General features: G+C 42.6%; 13 protein-coding genes. 7 read left to right on the top strand and 6 right to left on the bottom strand.

Annotation, left to right across the window (positions count from 1 at the left end; translation table 11 throughout):
- Window positions 1–672: 672 nt before the first annotated feature.
- Window positions 673–5,256: an FG-GAP-like repeat-containing protein gene (locus CPIN_RS21005; protein ID WP_012791852.1), complete on the bottom strand. Its 4,584-nt coding sequence runs from the start codon at window positions 5,254–5,256 to the stop codon at window positions 673–675.
- 652 nt (window positions 5,257–5,908) lie between these two features.
- Here CPIN_RS21005 and CPIN_RS21015 point away from each other — a divergent pair.
- Window positions 5,909–7,789, top strand: coding sequence for an amidohydrolase (locus CPIN_RS21015; RefSeq protein ID WP_012791853.1), 1,881 nt, complete (start codon window positions 5,909–5,911; stop codon window positions 7,787–7,789).
- Between the two features lie 467 nt (window positions 7,790–8,256).
- Here CPIN_RS21015 and CPIN_RS21020 read toward each other — a convergent pair whose 3' ends face one another.
- Window positions 8,257–8,862, bottom strand: coding sequence for a methyltransferase domain-containing protein (locus CPIN_RS21020; RefSeq protein ID WP_012791854.1), 606 nt, complete (start codon window positions 8,860–8,862; stop codon window positions 8,257–8,259).
- Window positions 8,863–9,134: 272 nt separating this feature from the next.
- Here CPIN_RS21020 and CPIN_RS21025 point away from each other — a divergent pair, with 272 nt between their 5' ends.
- Both CPIN_RS21025 and CPIN_RS21035 read left to right on the top strand, forming a co-directional pair.
- A complete protein-coding gene (locus CPIN_RS21025) occupies window positions 9,135–9,842 on the top strand; it encodes a Crp/Fnr family transcriptional regulator (protein ID WP_044219333.1) in 708 nt (235 codons plus the stop codon).
- 665 nt (window positions 9,843–10,507) lie between these two features.
- Complete coding sequence (locus CPIN_RS21035) at window positions 10,508–12,823, top strand: histidine kinase dimerization/phosphoacceptor domain -containing protein (RefSeq protein ID WP_012791858.1); 2,316 nt, start codon at window positions 10,508–10,510, stop codon at window positions 12,821–12,823.
- A gap of 62 nt (window positions 12,824–12,885) precedes the next feature.
- Here CPIN_RS21035 and CPIN_RS21040 read toward each other — a convergent pair whose 3' ends face one another.
- Entirely contained in the window at window positions 12,886–13,263 is a 378-nt protein-coding gene (locus tag CPIN_RS21040) for a winged helix-turn-helix transcriptional regulator (protein ID WP_012791859.1), read from the bottom strand.
- Window positions 13,264–13,390: 127 nt separating this feature from the next.
- On the opposite strand from CPIN_RS21040, the gene CPIN_RS21045 reads away from it, so the two are divergent.
- Together CPIN_RS21045 and CPIN_RS21050 are read left to right on the top strand one after the other, a co-directional pair.
- Entirely contained in the window at window positions 13,391–14,185 is a 795-nt protein-coding gene (locus CPIN_RS21045; RefSeq protein ID WP_012791860.1) for an SDR family oxidoreductase, read from the top strand.
- Window positions 14,186–14,204: 19 nt separating this feature from the next.
- A complete protein-coding gene (locus CPIN_RS21050) occupies window positions 14,205–14,528 on the top strand; it encodes a nuclear transport factor 2 family protein (protein ID WP_012791861.1) in 324 nt (107 codons plus the stop codon).
- Between the two features lie 136 nt (window positions 14,529–14,664).
- On the opposite strand, the gene CPIN_RS21055 is transcribed toward CPIN_RS21050, so the two are convergent.
- Window positions 14,665–15,768, bottom strand: a complete 1,104-nt coding sequence (locus tag CPIN_RS21055) for an endo-1,4-beta-xylanase (protein WP_083781124.1) — start codon at window positions 15,766–15,768, stop codon at window positions 14,665–14,667.
- 99 nt (window positions 15,769–15,867) lie between these two features.
- Entirely contained in the window at window positions 15,868–17,535 is a 1,668-nt protein-coding gene (locus CPIN_RS21060) for an alpha-L-fucosidase (protein WP_012791863.1), read from the bottom strand.
- A gap of 242 nt (window positions 17,536–17,777) precedes the next feature.
- Here CPIN_RS21060 and CPIN_RS21065 point away from each other — a divergent pair, with 242 nt between their 5' ends.
- Window positions 17,778–19,694: an alpha/beta hydrolase-fold protein gene (locus CPIN_RS21065; protein ID WP_012791864.1), complete on the top strand. Its 1,917-nt coding sequence runs from the start codon at window positions 17,778–17,780 to the stop codon at window positions 19,692–19,694.
- A gap of 69 nt (window positions 19,695–19,763) precedes the next feature.
- On the opposite strand, the gene CPIN_RS21070 is transcribed toward CPIN_RS21065, so the two are convergent.
- Window positions 19,764–20,081, bottom strand: coding sequence for a winged helix-turn-helix transcriptional regulator (locus CPIN_RS21070; RefSeq protein ID WP_012791865.1), 318 nt, complete (start codon window positions 20,079–20,081; stop codon window positions 19,764–19,766).
- Window positions 20,082–20,110: 29 nt separating this feature from the next.
- Here CPIN_RS21070 and CPIN_RS21075 point away from each other — a divergent pair, with 29 nt between their 5' ends.
- On the top strand, window positions 20,111–21,061 hold the full coding sequence (locus CPIN_RS21075; RefSeq protein ID WP_222838138.1) for an SDR family oxidoreductase: 951 nt from the start codon (window positions 20,111–20,113) through the stop codon (window positions 21,059–21,061).
- Window positions 21,062–21,137: the final 76 nt, after the last annotated feature.

Genomic DNA, 21,137 nt, shown 5'->3' on the forward strand with positions numbered 1-21,137 from the left:
ATAAGTCCAACAACTTCACTCGCAGCTACTAAGTTGATGGCTCCGCATCTAGATGGGCATCGATACGCTGCTGTGCATTGTCCCTTACATTCAGCTAAAACATGTTCACGTAACCAGGTGTAAAGTGCCCGGCGGCTACACTCTTTTACTCACACTTAAATCTAAGATATTTTCGTCCGTCCTATTATGGAAAATATGATTAAAATATTGATAAATAATTGATAAACTGTGTTCGATTTTATTCCGCTACCGGGCACAGAAAATATAAAATCCGCTCTATCTCCGACCTTTTGCTTTTTAAGACCATGTAACACCTAAAATCCCCAACCTAAATAATTTTATCAGCTGGAAACTGTCTTTAGCCTTTCTGCCGGTTCATAATATCCGTCAAGGACTGGCATATAATTTCCATCATCCAGATCCCCGATCGATTCAATTTACCGCATAACGAGCAAAGTCGGCTTTGGTTGTTATCACCGCATCGCTAAGCTGTATCTTTTCCCCAGCCTCCTCTTTGTTACCATAATTGTGCAGCGTCTGTCATTCCTGATCCAGCTCATATTTGACTAAAAGATCTATTAGCACATGTCGACTCCCCGAAACTGATAAACATAGCAAACGCTTCAAAACACATCCCCTTCGATGTTTCCAGTTAACACCAGGTAAAGACAACTACTGTATCTTCAGAAACTCAAAATGTCTCGTTTTACCTGATTTCCTTTTCGTTTCCACAAAATACACACCGCTTGGTAAGGCTGATACATTGAGGGCGATCTTTTCCTTTCTATCGGCATTGTTCATCACCATTACCTTTATACCTAAAGTGCTGAAAACAGTAATTGTAGAAACCCAGTCAAGTCGGTTTTCGTCCTGGATATAGAGCGTTGAGCTCACAGGATTGGGATACCAGCGGTAACCCATACTGACTGAAGGCGTTTCAGGCGTAGCCGTAGGCACACTAATCCTCATGGAAACTGGATAGCTGGTAAATATGCAACCGGCATCGGTCTTGCCCAAACATCTGACCTTGTCCCCGCTTTTAACTGGAGCATACTTTATCACAGTCCCAACAGCATCACTAATGTCCTTCCAACCATGCAAATGGGTACTATCCTGCCATTGATACTGTAGATCCGTATCCCAATAGGAGGTGATAGCTGTCAACTGGCTCTTCATACCTCCAATAACTACTGTATCCCCTGAAATCCTGATATCAGGTGTGCTTACGTTCATTATAATTATACCGCTGGTTGCCTGAGGCTGACGACGGCAAACAGAAGGGCTGGTAAGCACACATTGAACGACGTCCTTGTCCTGTAGCATCGAACTGCGGAAGACATTTGCGTTCGTGCCTGTAGCAATACCGTTCACCATCCACTGATAGTTGTTCACCGGGCCGGCATTTTCCGGAATTGCCAGAAACGAAACCTCAGTTCCGTTACAAACTGTACGGTTTAGGGTCCATATGCTAACAGACGGAGCAATCGTATCCTTTAGCGCCATTGTAAGAAGGTTACTCTTTGCAGGGTTTGGATATGCACAAGTGGCAGCGCTTTTCATCAATACATGTACATAGTCATTTTTTCTCAGGCTTGAGCTGGTAAATGTCGCAGTACTAACTCCCTGGGATATATTATTTATCCTCCAGTCATATACCGGTAGGCTGCCCGGATTCACAGGCGTTGCTGTAAATGTGACAGGTGTTCCCAGACAGGCAGTTAGGTCAGACGCGCTTATCTGCACAGAAGCCGTATCGCCGTTTACATGTACGGTTATGGTACTGCTGGTATCGCTATGTTGGAGGCCGCAAATATCATTATACGAGAGAATCACCCGCACCTGGTCCAGATCCTCCAGTATATTGAAGGTACGCGTATCGTCCAGAAAGTAACCGGTGTTCTTACCATTAATCTGCCACTGCCAACGATAATCATGTTTATAGCCGGTAGAATCAGTTGCGGCAAAGGTTACATTTGTTCCAAGACAGAAAGTGGTATCAGTAGCTGTAACGATTACGCCAGGACTAGTGGTATAATTTAGTTGCAGTGCAAAGGTGCTGCTGTAACGTCCATCGACTACGCACCGGTATTTATAGCCATTCCAGGATACAGGTGTACTATCCAATTGCAGGGTGTTTGTCGTTTCGCCGGACAGGTTTGCACTTTTAACAACATTGGCAAACCCACTGCCCGCATCCTGCTGCCATTGATATGCCGTTCCGCTGATATCGGACACCAGCGTGTTACCTCCTTCCCTACTGGTACACATAGGAGTGATTATCGGAACACCGACATTATTTTTATACACAACAACTTGCTGGTAATCGCTAAGGGTCGATGCAGCCAGATCAGGCTTGCCATCTCCGTCAAAATCCGCAGCTCCAAATGAATAAGCAAACATATGGGTCGAGTTGTAGCTAGGTCCGTATACGAGACCAGCCAGTTGAGGACTACCAGGCAAGGAAGTATTCTTTCCCATGACGAATTGACGAGGCAATGCGTTAGCTGTTGACATTACATCCGGTTTCATACTTCCGCTAAAATTTGACACACATCCGCCATGTCCATTGCTACCTGGCAAATACATGGAAACAGGGGGTGAAAAGGAAAGGTGTCCCGAAGTACTGTTATTATGAAGTATGGATATGTTATCGTCATTGCAAATAACGATATCTGATTTGCCGTCCATATCGAAATCCACGATTGTAATAAAGCTGGCCGAAAAACTGACGCCCGGCACGCTTATTCTAACATAGGAATCGAGAGAAATATTCCCTCTGATACTGGTATTCCGATACAACAGAATACCAGGATTTTTGCTATAGTGAGGATAGGCGATAATATCTTTCAACCCGTCGCCGTCCAGATCGCCGGCAGCGATCCCTACTACTGTCTCTGAGGCATCGAAATTTTGTGTAACACCAAAAGAGAGGGAGCCCAACACGCTCGTATTCCTCATTACACATATGCGATAATCTTCAAATGACGTCACCGCAATATCATTCTTTCCGTCGTTGTCGAGATCAGCAATGACCGCTTCCTGAGTACCTCTTTCGGCAGGAACCAGATATTCCTTGTCAAACGAAATAAGGCCCGGACTGCTCGTATTCCTGAGTACCTTTACCAACGCTTCATTCGTTGGCATCACGACGTCAGGGCGGCCGTCGCCGTCCAGGTCGTTTATATCAAAACCAGCATCTGTAGGGAAATAAACATAACCAACATTCACTCTCGGTGCAAAGGAAAGCCACCTTCCTTTCGTTGTATTACGGTAAACAGCCAGCGAATCACCCTGCCCCATGCTCATATTTAAAACCAGATCAGGTTTTCCATCTCCGTCGATATCTCTGCCTTGCACACGCATGGGAATTCCTCTGCCTTTATTTAGAATAAGACCTTCGTTAAAAGAGTTAAGTGTAAAATTCTCCGTGCTGTCAGCAAACGGCACATTGAAAGGAGAATAAGATTCTCCCAAAAGACCATTGTCCTTATTAAGCACCTGAATAGTTCCTAAACTAGCGCCAACAGGCACGGTACATACGATTTGTCCGGAGGAGACTGTCTGTAGCTGTGCCGGAACAGTTCCGAAGAACACCTGGTTTTGGGAAGCGGTTGAACTAAAGCCACTACCGGTGATTGTTACCGTGGAGCCTATCATGCCCGCAGAGGGACTGACGGTCTTAATTACCGGAGGCGGTGAAACTGGTGGTGGATTATACGTGAATTCACCGACCTTAATGTTGCTATAAAGCTGCTTAAATGTGATGGCTCCGGTACCACCGCCGGCAACGACAGCTGTAATCTCTTTATCTGATAACACAGTAAAGGAAGCTGCAGGTATACCACCAAACGAAACACCAGATACGTTAGAGAATTTTGAACCTGATATCGTTACGAATGTGCCTTTACTACCCGATTTTGGATAATAGGAGGAGACTTGGGGAGATTCCAATGCGTTAAACCGCGGGTATTTTGTGAGGGTGTCGGAGACTCCTCCGGCAGAGACGATTAATTGCACTGTATCAACATACCTGCTAATGTCATGTGTATAGAGTGCGTTATAACTGGTGCTTACCACAGATCCATTAACCAGCCACTGATATTGAGATCCCGTATGGGAAAAATTTAACAGGCGAATATTGCCAGCAATATACATTCCGGTTGTGTCTGTTTTAAAATAAGCGGCTATTGGAGTACCTCCTCCGTTTGTCGTCATTTCCAGATACCCATGATCCCCTCCTGCCCACAACTGTGTTGAGGAAAGACACTGCAGATCATTATGGGAATAACCGAGATAAGTGAAATTATTTTCCCTTGAGAGCGGTTCCCAGGTTACGCCGCTGTTTGTTGTTTTATAAACCTGGTAAGGCGCTACCAGCGCATAGCCGGTATTGGCATCGGTAAACCGCATCTTATAACAATTGAAGGGAGTTGCTTCAACGTCGTTCTGAAGTGTCCATTGCTGGCCCCCATTTGTTGTTTTATAAAAGTAGCGGTATGCCCCGCTATACATGCTTAACCACCCGACGTTGGCGTCCAGAAAATACGCATAGGTCAGAATGCCCGTTCGAGGCAATGTCATTTGCTGCCAGGAAGTTCCTCCATTGCTGGTCTTTAATAACTTGTTTGTATAATAGTTGGTACTTATTGTAATGATGTTATTGTTATCAACGGCCTCGATATGGTCAAAATAGCTGCCAGACATCACTGTCTGCACTGACCAGTTAATCCCTTTATCTGTCGTCTTCAGAATACGGTCGGCATCGACAGCATAGCCAATATTACCATTTTGAGGAAAAACAATATCCTTTATCCCGGTACTCAGTTGTAAAGGATTATACTGTGAATGGAATACCAGCTTAAAAGAATTTCCGCCATCAACAGAATATAAAATAGATGGTACCAGCCCATAATCTCCATATACGATAAGGGTGTTCTTGTCGAAGGCTTTCACGCCCCCGATACCAAACCCAAAAGTTATATTGATGTTCGTATAGCTGCCGTAATCGACGTTCCTGACTGTAATAAACTTCTTGGTATATGTCCGGCCACTGTCTGTAGTATAGCCGATCCAATTCGAAAAGGCCACAAATCCCTCATTCGGAGAATAAAAACTCACCTTCTTAATATTGTTATCTTCATCAGCATCCAGGTACATCTGTCGCATTTGAGCATATGCAGGTGAAAGGGAAAAAACATAAATAGTAACAAAGGATAAGAAGCTTTTAAAGACTGTTTTCAGGTAGGGATGTTGCATTAATATGAGATTATCGGCAATATAGGGCGCAAATATATCAATTTTATCTTACATAAACCGTTGTAAACGAATAAAAAAAGGCGTGCAATTCGAACAACAAAGGATAATCCTTTCTGCCCCTCACGGGAAAATCGTCTAACCAGCTATGCCTGTCTGATATATTCCAGAAAATCACACCAGTCAGTAATGCTTTGTACTTACGGAATATTTCAAAGCATACCGGTATTGTGCTGCCTGCGCGATTTCCTTCTCCTTTGTAAAACTGGTATCATAGTCATTCGCACGCCTTGCGTGGGCTTCATGCTTTTTTCGGATAAACAGAAATATCGAGTTCCGTGATCTGCAATGGAATCTATAAAACAGCAAAATCTGCAAAGGTCTTCTCCAACTGTTCCCCACAAGGTTCGTTAACAGCCCAGTGTCCCTGTAAGTGGCGTATAATTTGCTAACTGTCAATTTTTTCCGTCTCTTATTCATATTTATTGAATTATTTCAAAAAATGGATTTTGATGCTTATTTATCATTTCGATCTATAGGATCCCGAATAATTGAAAGAAGCGCAAATGTCAAGCGAACAATAAGGCTAATTCCGTGTTATACTCCATGTGCTTTTCGCAGTAGAATAACCAAACCCTGTAATCAATCAAATCATATGAAACACCATCATCACCACGGATGCACGCATTGTGCGTGTAGCAACCCCATTTTGAAAATCCTGAAAGATGAGCTCTTCACTCCTGAAAATTTCGCTAAGCTCCCAAAACAAAAGACATTTAAAACAGCAGCGCAAACAACACCATTCATGGTCACCGGCGGTATTATCCGCCCTATGATCAATGGCGCCGTTGAATCTATAGGCGCTATTGGTTTTGCAGAAGGTATTGTCGTAAAGACGGGCACCAGAGAGGAAGTAGCCGCATTTATGGAGGACTCCTATCCCGGTTATACCAGCAGGGAACTGGAAGAAGGCCAGACCTTGCTGCCCGGTCTGATTGAACCACACATTCACCTCGTTCCTACAGCTATGTTAATGGGCTGGGCAGACCTGAGTGCATTTGACGGCCAGATACTGAGACCCGACTACAACATTGCCACTCTAGGCAAAAATATTGCTAAAGAGGCGAAAAAATTAGCCAGCCTGGATCCTACGTTATGGTACCTGGGGGCAGGTCTTGATCCGGCGCTGATGCCTTTATTAAAAAATAATAAAGAGCTGTTAACGATAGACATCGACCTGCTGGACAGCATTACCACAGATGCGCCGGTGTGCATTATCGCAGCATCTATGCATACCTTGTATGTAAATACAAAAGCACTGTGGCTGATCTGGAATTTCCCGGATAACATCGACCTGTTAAACACCTACTCTTCCTTTGACGACTACAAAGAGAAAACAAAGGGGCAGTTGCAGGAAAGCGCGGAGATGACCCCAGCATTAAAAGCCATTCCCCCATTACAGAAAGCAGACTTTTTCCTGAAATCATTTATCTATTTAAAACAGATCTTTGATACTGCCAATTCCAGGGGTGTAACCTTTATGCATGATGCGGGAATGAATAAGGGGCAGCAGGAAATACTGGAAGCATATCTGGCAGTGAACGAGGGGACTGTTCGTATCGGTGCAGCCGAAGTATGTAACTCTATGGAGGACCTGAGTAAAATAAAAGATTTCCCTGTTCCGCCAACCGTATACAAGGACATCTACAAGAGTCATGTGAAAGTGATCTCTGATGGTTCTAACCAGGGATTGACAGGATATCAGTCAGACCCTTATCTATGTAATCCTGCTCACAACTATGGCGTGTACAATTTCGCAGACAAATACGATGAAAAGCCGGTGATCCCTCCAAAAGATTTCCGACAGCTGATGCAAGAGATTGTAAAGGTAAAAAATTGGCCGGTGATGATCCATGCGAATGGCGATCGTGCAGTTCAATTTGCGATTGACGCATTTAAGGAATTTATTCCTGATCCTTCGGCGGGGGTGCGACACAGGATAGAGCATTGCTCCCTAACAACACAGCAAAACCTAATAGACATGAAAAATCTGGGGGTCTCTCCAAGTTTCCTGATTGGGCACGTGGGGTACTGGGGGTATGCTTTCCAGGAGGCGATCTTTGGGGAAAAATCAAACATGCTGGATCTCTGTAACAGTTCGCTGCAACTGGGTATGAAGATCACACTGCATAGCGATAATTCGGTAAGTCCGCTGGGACCGTTGAGAATGATGGAGCAGTCTATCACAAGGAAAATGGAGGCGGATGACGAAGCAGGGGTATTGAATGGAGCAGAATGTATCACGCACGAACAGGCTTTGCGAGCCATTACCTACGATGCAGCATGGCAGTGTTATGCAGAGCAGTGGACTGGGTCGTTGAAGGCAGGGAACTTTGCGGACTTTGTCGTACTGGCGCAGGATCCACTGACGATGGAGAACCCATTTATGAATATGCGGAATATCGAGGTGGTGGAAACATGGGTAGCAGGTTTAAAAGTATATAGTACAGTGCTGCAAGAAGCAGGCGTAGTATGATAAAAGAACGGCCATGTCACTAACATGGCCGTTCTTAATTACTCCAGTTCGAATATATAAACTGTATTTGGAGTAATGCCAGCGACAGGTCAATTCCAAGATTCGTAAACATGCCGGTAAAATGATTTTGCAGAAAACTTCGTTTTTGTCCGCGGTATCTGAACATTTAACCGATATTTAAAATGAGGACTACTATCACTGGTCAGATTTCATTTTATTGAGGTCTTGATACATTGCTATTTTGTAATGCTATCCTGGCCGATTTGATATTACTGCATTGTTTGGAATCTACATTCATCGGACTGCACCTATTCAGCCACTTGATAAGATCTGTTGTGGCTATTTCCATGCAAACCTGTATGGCGGCTTCAAGACACAAGACAACCCGAATGATCTGGTCATCAGATTTGGCGGACAAATATCCTATCAAAAAGTTCGATTACTGTCCTTTCGTCTTAAAAATATAATTATCTGGCCTTAATCCAACAGTTAAATAACATATCCACATCACTTTCGACCAAACGATATGCTCCCGGAATACGCTCATACGAGCTTTGAAATGTAACAAGGCGGGTACCCTCAGGTCTTTGTTCGAGAATTTTATATAGATATTTTGTATAATAGTCGTACAAGCTCTCAGAATGAGCAATGTTATGATCAATATACAGGCTTTCATCAATCAGATTTTCGTAAAACGAGTTGTAATAATAGAAATGATCAAATCTTGAATAATCCAGTTGCGTGAAATTTGCATGGATGAATGTTGTGTTTGTAATTCCTAATTGTTGTTGAACCTGATTAGCTACTGTGATCAGACTACCTCTTTGTTCTACACCGTAAAAATCACAATCAGGGTGATAATATCCTGCATTCAGACAGAATTTGCCAACACCAGATCCAATATCGAGTATTTTCGAGCCAGGTGTAACCGCCAAAAATTTGCTGGCTTTTTGAGCTATCTCAACCGGTGTCCAATGTAAGCGGGACAAACTACGTATGGTCGGTGGATACAACTCGTCAAAAGTATTATTTGTTAAAAAGGTCTCTTTCAATGTTCTTTTATCTATAATCATGATGGTTTTCGATGCGTTGATACCGGCTGTATTTTTGATGCGTATTCCGGGGAAGATAACAAATTGTCGTTGTCATGTAAGGAGGGGAATACCGACCATAGCAGGTTTATACTTAAAATTGATCCATTCATGATCATTGGTATAATAAAGCGCACTTTTATAGTGTTGCATATTCATAACACGAAATTATCAACTTAAAGTTTCACTAACTTTGTAAGTAATCAACTTTAAAGTTGATAAAAGTCAATTTTCACTTATTATATTCTGTTGAAATGAGTTTAAAAGGTATCTTCCCGATAGATAAATGGATTTTTCGTTCCAGGTCAATACTGGAAAGTTTAACCACAAATGAAACGGAGAGATTGTTATCAGATGCGGTAGCACAAAATTTCCGGAAGGGACAGATCATCTTTAGAGAAAACAATCCCGCTTTTGGCATTTATTATATCAAAGAAGGAAAAGTCAAAAAATACAAGCAAGACAGAAATGGCAACGAACACATAATATATGTGGCAAATGCCGGAGAATTAATTGGATATCACGCCATTCTGGCGGACAATACTTACCCTGACTCTGCTGCTGCTCTGGAAGATTGTATGATCGCTTTTATTCCAAGAGATGCTTTCCTTCTGGCAATAGAATCTTCTGCTAATTTGTCCAGGCACCTGTTAGGGGCACTTAGCCATGAATACAACGTCCTTTCAAACAGTTTGTCGATCGTAGCCCGGCACTCTGCGAAGGAGCGTCTGGCTATCTCACTGATTGTCCTGAGAGAAAAATATAAATCGTCTGAATATGACACGGGAGATATCTGCATCACTATTTCCCGTAAAGATCTGGCTAGTATGACCGCCACCACAGAAGAGAATGTAGTCAGAATGTTAAAGGAGTTAAAAAAAGATAACATTGTAGGTACAATAGGCAGAAAAATTATAATTTATGATGTAAAGTCACTGATAAAAATGACGAATTATCAATAATGTCACATCAAATCACGTGAGATGGATTTTTTTGACAAAAGTACAGCGTATTTTCAGGTCAAGACTTATTCCGAAATGATAATACACTAGAGTATTGCCGCAATAACAAGCTATGGTTAAAGTTGGAAATAAGAAAAGAGAACAAATTTTTACACGCGTAAGGAAGCTATTGAATATCAAATCCTATATTGATTTACATATATTATATTTTGATGAATTTATGGAGAAATACAGCCATTGGGGAGATGGTATATTTAACCAGACCGAAGTGAGATTTCGTACACAGAGTGCGGCACTTTCAGAAGTGAGAAAATTATTGGACATATCAAAATTAAAAAATCGGAGTTGTAAAACCCCGATTTTTAATATTACACCGGTTTTGAAATAGTGTCCAGTTTTAGCTACTTTACTCCTACAACTGTGTTAGGCAGAATGATAGATGATATTATTGCATGGGTAGCACATCAGAACATCCCCAATTCAGTTTTAGTAATCAGTCAATCACACGAAATCCTTTATCAGGCATTTGCTGCCAGCAACTAGACCTTTCAATTCCTTTAGGGTTATTTTGAGCAGGTATTGTAGTTTTGTATAACTTAGAGTTTGGACCTCAATTGCCGTTATATGCGGTGTAGAAGTTTTTGCCATTTCGAAGCAAACAAATTATGAGAAACGCATTATTGGTCATTTTCTTGATTCTATTTACAAATTCATCACTGGCACAAACCAGCAATCTGGATGAATTACCTTTGTCGGAATTAAGGCAAAAACTGGCAAAAAGTGCCAATGATACGACTAAGGTCCAGGTGCAACTGGCCCTGGGACATTTAATGCTTCAAAAACCTACCCAGGACGAGAAAGACATTGATTCAGCTGTCTCGTTCGCAACACAGGCTGCAGCACTAAGTCGCCGGCTCGACTATCATTTTGGAATTATTAATGCCATGCTGCTCAGTGCAGAAACTTATTATAATCGAGGTGATCGCGAAACGGGTCTGACGACTGCTCAAAATGCGCTGACATTCTCTCAAATGCATAGCAATAGCGATGGGGAGGGAAGATCATATCACCTTATCGCCCAGTACTACTCTATTTCTGATCCGGTCTCCCTTCAAAACAGGATCCTATATATGAGCAAGGCTATCAGTGTATTTAGAAAAAACGGGAATATTCTTTGGCTCTCCTTTTTGCTAATGGCAAACGCCGATCTGTTATTTAATGCAGATCGAATTACCGAAGGACTTAGGCTATTGTTCGAAGCCTTAAATTTAGGAAAAGGAGTAAGTCGCCGAACTGTTGAGGGGATTTACTGGAACATCGGGAGGATATCGTATGATTTAGGCGATTATAGCAATTCCTTAAAATATAATATGTTGGCGATTGAGACAGCCAAAGAAGTCAACGATACAACGTTACAGGTCAGTTTAATTAACCATCTTATCGCGTCTACTTATATTAAACTGGAGGACTATAACAAGGCGATTCCATATGCCGTTGATGCATTAAGGCTGGCAAAGCGTTACAACGACCGGAGCTTTATGGATGCCGGGTCTTCAATACTGGCATTAGCATACACCCGCACGGGCGAACTCTCTAAAGCTTTAGCACTACTCGAAGAAATGAAAAACCGGGCTGTTACTAACCCGGAAAAATTATCGGTAACAGTGGAGCTTTTAAATAATCTGGTCTATGCAGAACGCTTCGGAGATGCTGAAAAATATGTACAGGACGTAACAAGTCTGTTAAAGGCAATCTCCAGTGAGAACGTCACAGAACGCATGAACGCCTATAACTCCCTCGCCGCCTATTATTCGGAGATAGGACAGGTGAAACAAGCTTACCGCTATACGGAGCTGTATGCCACCATGGCGCACAAACTAAATTATGCAGCGGGTATCAGAACGGCCGAATACCGTTATTATAAGCTGGTGTCATTACAAGGAGATACGAAGTCTGCTATGAAGCACTTTCTTAAAGAAAAGGAGATTAAAGATTCAATTGATAATATCGCCAAAAACTATCAGATCTCCCTACTTCATATTGAAAATGAGACACTGGAAAAAAACAGGCATATAGACTCGCTTACCAGGGAAGCACTGATAAGTGATATTAAATTGAAACGTAACCAACTTCTCCATAAGGTGACCATTGGCGGAATTGTGTTATTACTGATCATTATTGCACTTATTTATAGCCGTTACAGGTTAAAACAACGCAGCAATGCGCTTTTGTTGCTTCAGAAATCTGAGATTGACCAGCAAAATATTTCTTTACAGCATCTGGTATCGGACAAGAATCAGCTCATTGGGGAAAAAGACCTGCTACTCAAAGAAGTGAACCACCGTGTAAAAAATAATCTGCAGATCGTTATGAGCCTGCTGGATACACAATCAGAATATGTAAAGAATGAGAAAGCACAGGAAGCGATACTGGAAAGCCAGAACCGCGTGCATGCGATCGCGTTGATACATGATCAATTATATAAGACGGATAACACGACGGAGATCAATCTTTCATTATATATTAAAAAATTAGTTCACTCATTGAACAGTTCTTTAAATCACAGCATGAACAAGGTCGCGATAACGTGTGAGATCGATGAGATCACCCTCGATGTTTCCCAGGTGGTACCTGTAGGCATCATCTTAAATGAAACTGTGACCAACGCATTGAAATATGCATTTCCTGATCATCAACGGGGCCATATCAATGTCCTTGTTAAACACGTAGGAGCCTTCATAGAGATAAAAATCAGCGATGACGGTGTAGGATTGCCCAAAGATTTCAATCCCACAACTTCAAATACACTTGGGATCACACTTTTGGAAGGATTGATTAAACAACTGGAAGGGACTTTTTCGATCGAAAATAATCATGGTTTGACTATTTTTTTAAAATTTCCTTTCAAGGTCTACAATAAACCGACAATTGTCGAAAGGGAACGGGAGTTACCGCCCGTGTCAAAATATGTGGCGAACTAAATTAAGATGTATACATCTTTGTTATAGTCAGGTTTGTCTTTGAAACAGTTAAAGCGATGAAACTAATTTTCTGTAATCGATGCCCCAGCATTGTGCTGCAAAATGACCCTACGTAGCCGCTCCTCATGTTCGTCGCCCCAAAGACCAATGAATTGAATCAACGGAATGAGTGTTTCGCCAAATTCAGTAAGACTGTATTCTACCTTTGGAGGCAAAACCGGAAAGATCTTTTTAGTGATCAATTCATGATCTTCAAGTTCCTTCAGTTGCACATTCAACACCCGTCTGGTTACATCCGGAATTTTCCGCTGAAGTTCACTTGGCCGTAAGTTGCCTATATGGATGAACCAAAGAATACGGATCTTCCATTTTCCATACAATACTTCACCAACCAGGTCAAGTCCACAATTGAGCGTCGGAGTAGTCTTTTTAATGTACATAGTTACAAATATACATCACCCCCGATGAACGGTCAATACGGATAAATTTGTCCGTATCTGATTCGTAAGCCCGTAATTGTTTGCTTCCCGCATACTATCGAGATTTGCACTACAAACAAAAAAACACATGGAACAGCAATTCAACTACAGCAACGAATTATCCGGTAAGATAGCTTTAGTAACAGGTGGAACCAAGGGGGCTGGCAGAGCAATCGCAGAACGCTTAAAGGCCGCTGGTGCAACAGTAGTCATTACCGCGAGGAACAAACCCGAACAGTCCGATGCAGACCTTTATTTTGTTCCTGCAGACCTAAGCAAGCCAGAAGAGTCGCAAAAAGTAATCAGCGAAGTGCTGTCAACCTATGGCAGGCTGGATATCCTGGTTAACAACCTTGGTGGTTCATCAACACCCGCCGGTGGCTTTTCAGCATTGAATGATGAGGATTGGATATCAACCTTACAAGCAAATTTACTTGCTCCCGTCAGGCTTGACAGAGGATTTTTACCGCAAATGATCGATCGGAAAAGTGGTGTAATTATTCACATCGCTTCCATCCAGGGCAAATTGCCGCTATATGATTCTACGTTGCCGTACGCGGCTTCAAAAGCAGGATTAATCAATTACAGTAAAAGCTTATCAAATGAAGTTGCGCCTAAAGGTGTCCGCGTGCTGACTGTTTCGCCGGGATGGATAAATACAACAGCATCGATAGCCTGGTTGGGCGAGATCGCAAGAAATGCAAATAGTACTGTAGAAGAAGCTCAGCAAAGTGTCATGCATGCATTGGGTGGAATACCTTATGGCAGACCCGCCGAACCGGAAGAAGTCGCAGAATTGGTTGGCTTTTTAGTTTCACCGAGAGCTAAATACTTAACAGGAACAAATTTCGTCATCGACGGAGGAACAATACCTACAGTCTAAAAACCTAAATCACATCATCATGGAATTACCAAAAGTAGTAGGACGTTTTATAGAGACACAAAATAATTATGATAGCAAGGCTTATACCGACTGCTTCACTGTAACGGCCATTGTGCATGACGAAGGCAGAATCCATAACGGCAAGGAAGAAATTCGCCAATGGATCGAACATGCAAATGAGATTTATCGATCTTCAATGGAGCCTCTAAATTATGAGCAATCCGGATCAAACGGAGTGCTAACATCAAAAGTGTCTGGCACTTTCCCAGGAAGTCCAATAGTATTAAAGTTCCATTTGGAATTTAAGAACGAGCTCATAGCATCTTTGAAGGTCACCGGATAAATTGGCATATCATCAAGTTGCACTTATATAGATTACGGAAGCCGCCGGTAAATACGGCGGTTTTCTACTATCAGAATCACGAAAACGGAGAGGGCTTTGCGAACCTCATGGTGACGGGAATACGTAACGCCTGCATCTAAAAAGCGACAACGGCCTGAAATGCCTTTTTAGGCTGAAAATTCCTGTCAAACAACAAAGGATAATCCTTTCTGCCCCTTACAGGAAAATCGTCCAGCCAGCTATGCCTATCTGATATATTCCAGAAAGTCACACCGGTCAGCAATGCTTTGTACTTACGGAATATTTCAAAGCACACCTGGTATTGTGCTGCCTGGGCAATTTCCTTCTCTTTTGTAAAACTGGTATCATAGTCATTCGCACGCCTTGCCCTGGCTTCATGCTCTTTCGGATAAACAGAAATATCAAGTTCCGTGATCTGCAAAGGAATCTTTAAAACAGCAAAATCTGCAAAGGTCTTCTCCAACTGCGCCCCAGAAGGTTCGTTAATAGCCCAGTGCCCCTGTAATCCAACGCCCTGGACCGGTACGCCCTTCTTCCGCAACGCTCTTATCATCTGGATGATCTTTGTCCGCTTGTCGGGGTCTATCTCATTATAATCGTTATAAAAAAGCACTGCCTCCGGGTCAGCAGCATGTGCCCATTCAAATGCTTTTTCAATAAACTCAGGGCCACAGATCCGCAGCCATGCTGAATTGCGGTAAAACTCGCCGTGTCTGTCACTGATCGCTTCATTGACCACATCCCAGGCGTATATCTTTCCCTTATACCTTGTCACAACGGTTGTAATATGTTCCTTTAGACGCTGCAATAAGGTTGCTTTGGATACTGTATCCCCCTTATTATCGGTGAACATCCATCCGGCCACCTGACTATGCCAGCAAAGCGTATGGCCTCTTATCTTCATCCTGTTCCTGACCGCGAAGTCAACAATAGCATCTGCCCCTTTAAAGTCATATTCATGCTCACGTGGATGAATAACGCCCATCTTCATATCATTTTCCGGAGTTACACTGTTGAACTGCGAAATGATGAACTGTCCTTCATTTCCCGGCAAGGCACGCGAAGAGACCGCTACGCCAATGGGAAACATGGCCCCGTAGTAGTCTTTTAAGCCTTTTTCGGGTGTACGCTGGGCTAAAGAGGAGCCTGCAAAAAAAACGCCTGAGACACATATCAGCAGGTGTTTTGTTATCCTATGAAAACCTGATTGTCTAAGCATAACTAAAAGTGGCGTATAATTTCCTAACTGTCAAATTTTTCCGCTTTGCCTTCCTGGCTCAAAATTCATCAGTATTTGTTCTTATGAAACGCTGCAGCATCAAGATGTAGCCATAGTTATCTTTAAAGCAACAGCATAAGATGATAACGAATGTCTCTCAGGGAGAACTATTTTGAGCGCTGTAGAAGAACGCTCAAAAAACAACTCGCCTGCATCTCCCAGCAGTTCCACTTTTCGGATCTCACGCGGCTCAAGGTTACTGCTACCCGCCAGGCTCCCTATTTTCACTTCACCATTTTCCGGCCATTTCAACACTGTAGCATACAGCACCTCTCCTTTTGTGGTGAACCTTATGTCCGTCGCTTCAAAAGGACGGCCTTTCCCTTCATTAAAACCCTGTGCATTCAAAGGAACAGCATTTTCAAGTGACGGTCCTTCTCCATATACTATCCATGGCCTTGTACCATATATGCTCTCGCCATTGACCCGCATCCACTGTCCTATCTCCTCAACGATGTTCCGCTCGTCCTCATCAATACTTCCGTTACCACGTACGGGTATACTGAGCAGCAAATTACCATTCTTGCTAACAATATCTACAAGTGTTTGTATGATGGTCTGTGCACTTTTATAACCATGTTTTTCATAAATATTTCGGTCATAATGCCATCCGCCAATGCAGGTATCCGTCTGCCAGGATGATGGTTCAATGCTATTACTCTGTCCCCTTTCAATATCCCATACCATACATTTACGCTGCTCTTCGTTCAATATTTTGCCATTAATTACCACATCCAGCTTATTCCTGTTCTTTATGCTCCGATTGTAATAGTGCGCGGCGATTCTCAATCCCGCGTCACTTACAGGCCACAATGGTAATGCGGTATCATCAAAATATACCAGATCCGGATCATACCTGTTGATAAGGTCGATAGTTCTATTATAGAATTTTTCACAATAGGCCCGGGTTGGAGGACAAACACCGTTCCCCCAGTTCCATTGACGATGTATCATGCTATTATCCAGACTATTCTCGCTAAGAGGATGATCCTGCGCATAAAGTGCCTGGGGATCAAGGCCATTCCACCACTTGCTTTTGCCTTCAGACTTTCGCAATTTGCCGTCATAAGGTACACCGGCATAAGGACCTTCTGTATCGGCCCGCTGAGCTGTCTCCATCCAGCTCCAGGCATGTGCAGCATGTACACTGACTCCAAAATGGAGACCTTGATTTCTGGCAGCTTTCGCCCATCCTGAGATCAGGTCTCTTTTAGGCCCCATTTTGACACTATTCCATTCTGGCTGATACTTACTGTCATATAAGTCCATATTGTCATGATGGTTAGCTAATGCTACAAAATATTTGGCACCAGCTCTTCGATATAGTGATAATAACTCTTCAGGATTCCATTGCTCAGCCTTCCAGTCATTTATCACATCCTTAAACCCAAATTTTGAAGGATGGCCATATTTCTTCAGATGGAAATTATAATGATGATTCCCTTCCATATACATCTCACGGGCATACCAATCACCATTCTCCGGCTGGCACTGTGGCCCCCAATGCGCCCAGATACCAAATTTGGCGTCACGATACCATTCCGGTGTCTTAAATTGTGCTAAAGATTCCCACGTAGGTGCAAATGGTCCATCAATAATTTTCTCCCCTATATTTAAGCTGATAGCAGATATAGCTGAAAGTTTCTTTGACAAAAACGTAGCTGGTAACGCCTTCCCCAATTGTTTTATTACTGTTCTTCTGTTCATCTTAAAATATTAAGTGTTATAATTACAGTTAACGGATATAATTTAAGAAAGAAATCGATATAAATGACGTAAAATAGCATCTAAGCAGATATTAATTCATGCCTGTTAAACATGCGCCTCAATAGCAAGGATTTTCCGGAAAACATCCTACTATTGTTGGTGAAATGAATAATACCCGCCATTGTTTCACATAAATCTTCACTGAACGAACCACTAAAATGTTAAACTAAATCTATATAACTATGAAAAGACTGGTCCTTACCATTGCAGCTTTTTGTATGGTCTATATAACCGGACATACTCAAGCGATTGTTAACCATGCGCCTCAGGGTTTTGATACACTGCGTAATAATATTATCCACGGAAAAATTGACACCATTGTGTACATTTCCAAAACAGTAGGTGTTAAGCGCAGGGCCCTGGTGTATACGCCGCCTGGCTATGCTAAAAAAAACAGATATCCTGTGTTGTACCTACTGCGTGGTATTGGTGGCGATGAAAAGGAATGGCTGAACGGCGGCACTCCTCAGGTGATACTGGATAACCTGTATGCCGAAGGTAAATTAGCTCCAATGATCGTTGTTATGCCAAATGGACGAGCTATGACAGATGATCGTGCTACCGGCAATATTATGGCGCCTGACAAAATTCAGGCGTTCGCTACTTTTGAACAGGACTTGCTGCAGGACCTTATTCCTTTTGTTGAAAAACAATTCCCTGTGTTTACTGACAGGGAGAACCGTGCTATTTCGGGTTTGTCTATGGGGGGAGGCCAGGCGCTAAACTTTGGGCTGGGCAATCCCGATCGGTTTGCCTGGGTTGGCGGCTTTTCTTCCGCTCCTAATACCCGAAGTCCTGAGTTACTGGTGCCTGACCCGGAAGTTGCAAAAAGGCGGCTTAAGCTACTTTGGATTTCCTGTGGCGATAATGACAACCTGATTAGCTTTAGTAAGCGTACACATGACTATTTATATGAAAATAAAGTACCACATGTTTATTATATAGAACCAGGCAGGCATGACTTCACCGTCTGGAAGAACGACCTCTACATGTTTTCCCAGTTGCTCTTTAAGCCCGTTGATCCGTCTACTTTTACACAGTATACAGTACTTGGTACGCCTGCGGTCACTAATGTACGCAACGCCAGCTTCCCACAGGTATTGCCCGACAACCGTGTCGTATTTCGTCTGAAAGCACCACAGGCGCAACGGGTACAGATTGATCTTGGCAAAAAATACGATCTGACAAAGGATACAGCAGACTATTGGACCGGTACGACTGATTCCATAGGTGAAGGATTCCATTATTACTCTTTACTAATAGACGGTGTCGCCGTTGCCGATCCTGCGAGTGAAACTTTTTATGGAATGGGGCGTATGGCTGCTGGTATTGAGATCCCCTTTGCGGATGGCGCTTTTTATGCTATTAAAGATGTGCCTCATGGTGATGTACGCAGCAAGCGCTACTTCTCGCCAGTCACCAATTCCTGGCGTCGTTATTTTGTATACACCCCCCCAGGATATGATAGTGCCGTTGATCAGCGATATCCTGTACTCTACCTATTGCATGGCGGAGGCGAGGACGAACGGGGATGGAGTACACAGGGCAAGACCGACCTGATCCTCGACAATCTCATTGCTATAAAACAAGCTAAGCCTATGCTTGTGGTGATGATGGATGGAAATGTATCTACGGGCAGCTTTAATGAGCAGTCGTTGCGGACGTTTGAAAATGAGCTGTTACGCGTTGTTGTACCTTCTGTTGAAAGAAATTATCGTGCAGTGGCGAATGCTGAACACAGGGCATTGGCGGGCTTGTCAATGGGCGGGATACAAACACTTTATGCTGGTGTTAATAACACCGATCAATTTGCTTATCTGGGCGTGTTCAGTTCCGGTTGGTTTGGCGGCAAACAACCGGTGGCAGAACAGCAATACGCTTTTATGAAGCAGTCGGCCGGTAAAATCAATAGTAACCTGAAACAATTCTGGATCACTATGGGTGGCAAAGAAGATATCGCCTATAACAACTGCCAGAATATGCTGGCCAGGTTTGATGAAATGCAGATTAAATATAATTACAGCGAATATCCTGGTGGTCATACCTGGCCGGTATGGCGTAATAACCTCTATAAGTTTGCCCAACTGTTATTTAAATAATAGTTGAGCAAGAGGCTGAGAGCTTTGGTGACGCCTTCATTGGGAAAGCTTTATCTTACCTTAATTAGATTATCCAATATTTTTTCTTTTCCAAGCTACTATATCAATTAACAAAGGGCAAAGGCTTTTTCCAAAATCAGTGAGCGCATACTCTACCCGGGGGGGAAGTTCCTTGTACTGTTTCCTGCTGATTAAGCCGTCAGCTTCAAGCTCTCTTAGTTGCTCGGTTAACACCTTCTTTGAAATAGAAGGTATCCTAACCTGGATTTCACCAAAACGTCTGGTATTTTTGAAAAGCACACGTAAAATTGTCACCTTCCACCGTCCTCCAAACATGGCTATCGTCTCTGTAATAGGACAGTCAGCATGGTCTAACTTATTTTCCATTGGTTACTTTTAGGTTACCTCTTTTTGTCTTGTTACCAAGAGCAAGGGTAACTTTTCAAAATCAATATTTGTTTCTTTACACACCAAAAGTAATTAATCTTAAAACAGAAAAGATGATTTTAGTAACCGGTGCAACAGGAAATTTAGGTAAAGCCACCATTAATGCATTATTAAACAGGGGTATAGCGCCCAACGACATTACTGCATTGGTAAGAGATGAAACCAAGTCGACAGAATTAACATCAAAAGGAGTTCAAATAAAACTTGGCGATTATGAAGATTTTGAGTCTTTAAAAAGTGCATTACAGGGAGTAGACAAGCTGCTACTTGTATCTTCTTCATCAGACATTAGCAAAAGGTTTGAGCAGCACAAAAATGTGATCAATGCAGCCAGGGAAACTGGTGTTGGACATATTACCTATACAAGCTTTGACATGAAAAATTTACAACAAAGTATAATGGGTAAAGAGGTTCAATATCATGCCTACACAGCTGATTATCTAAAACAAATAGCCATTCCTTATACGCTGATGAATAATACCATGTATGCTGACATGATTCCTTTCCTTTCCGGAAAAGATATATTAAATAATGGCATTTCCATTCCTGCCGGAGACGGCAAAACTCCCTTTTTGCCAATAACAGAAATGGCTGAAGCGAATGCTGTTGTACTGACTACTCCGGGACATGAAAACAAAGAATATATCATCGCTGCAGAAACCGCCTTCTCCTTCGCGGAGATTGCTAATCTACTATCAGACATTACCGGAAAAACAATACCTTATTACCAACCCGAGGTAAGCTCCTATATTGCCACGCTTATACAGATAGGTGCTTCTGAAGATGATGCAGCGTACCTTGCAAGGTTCTGTGTGGCGATTGCTAACGGAGAATTCGATACCAATAAAAGTGATGTGAAACAGTTACTGGGCAGGAGCCCGATCAGTTTAAAAGATTTTTTGCAAAAAAAATATAGCTAATTGGTAGAAGAGTAAATATTCATTGTGGAGTAGCATTTGGTACTAAAATGCTTCACTACCGGGCAAGTAAAAAAGG

It is taken from the genome of Chitinophaga pinensis DSM 2588, from assembly GCF_000024005.1.
Lineage (GTDB): Bacteria > Bacteroidota > Bacteroidia > Chitinophagales > Chitinophagaceae > Chitinophaga > Chitinophaga pinensis.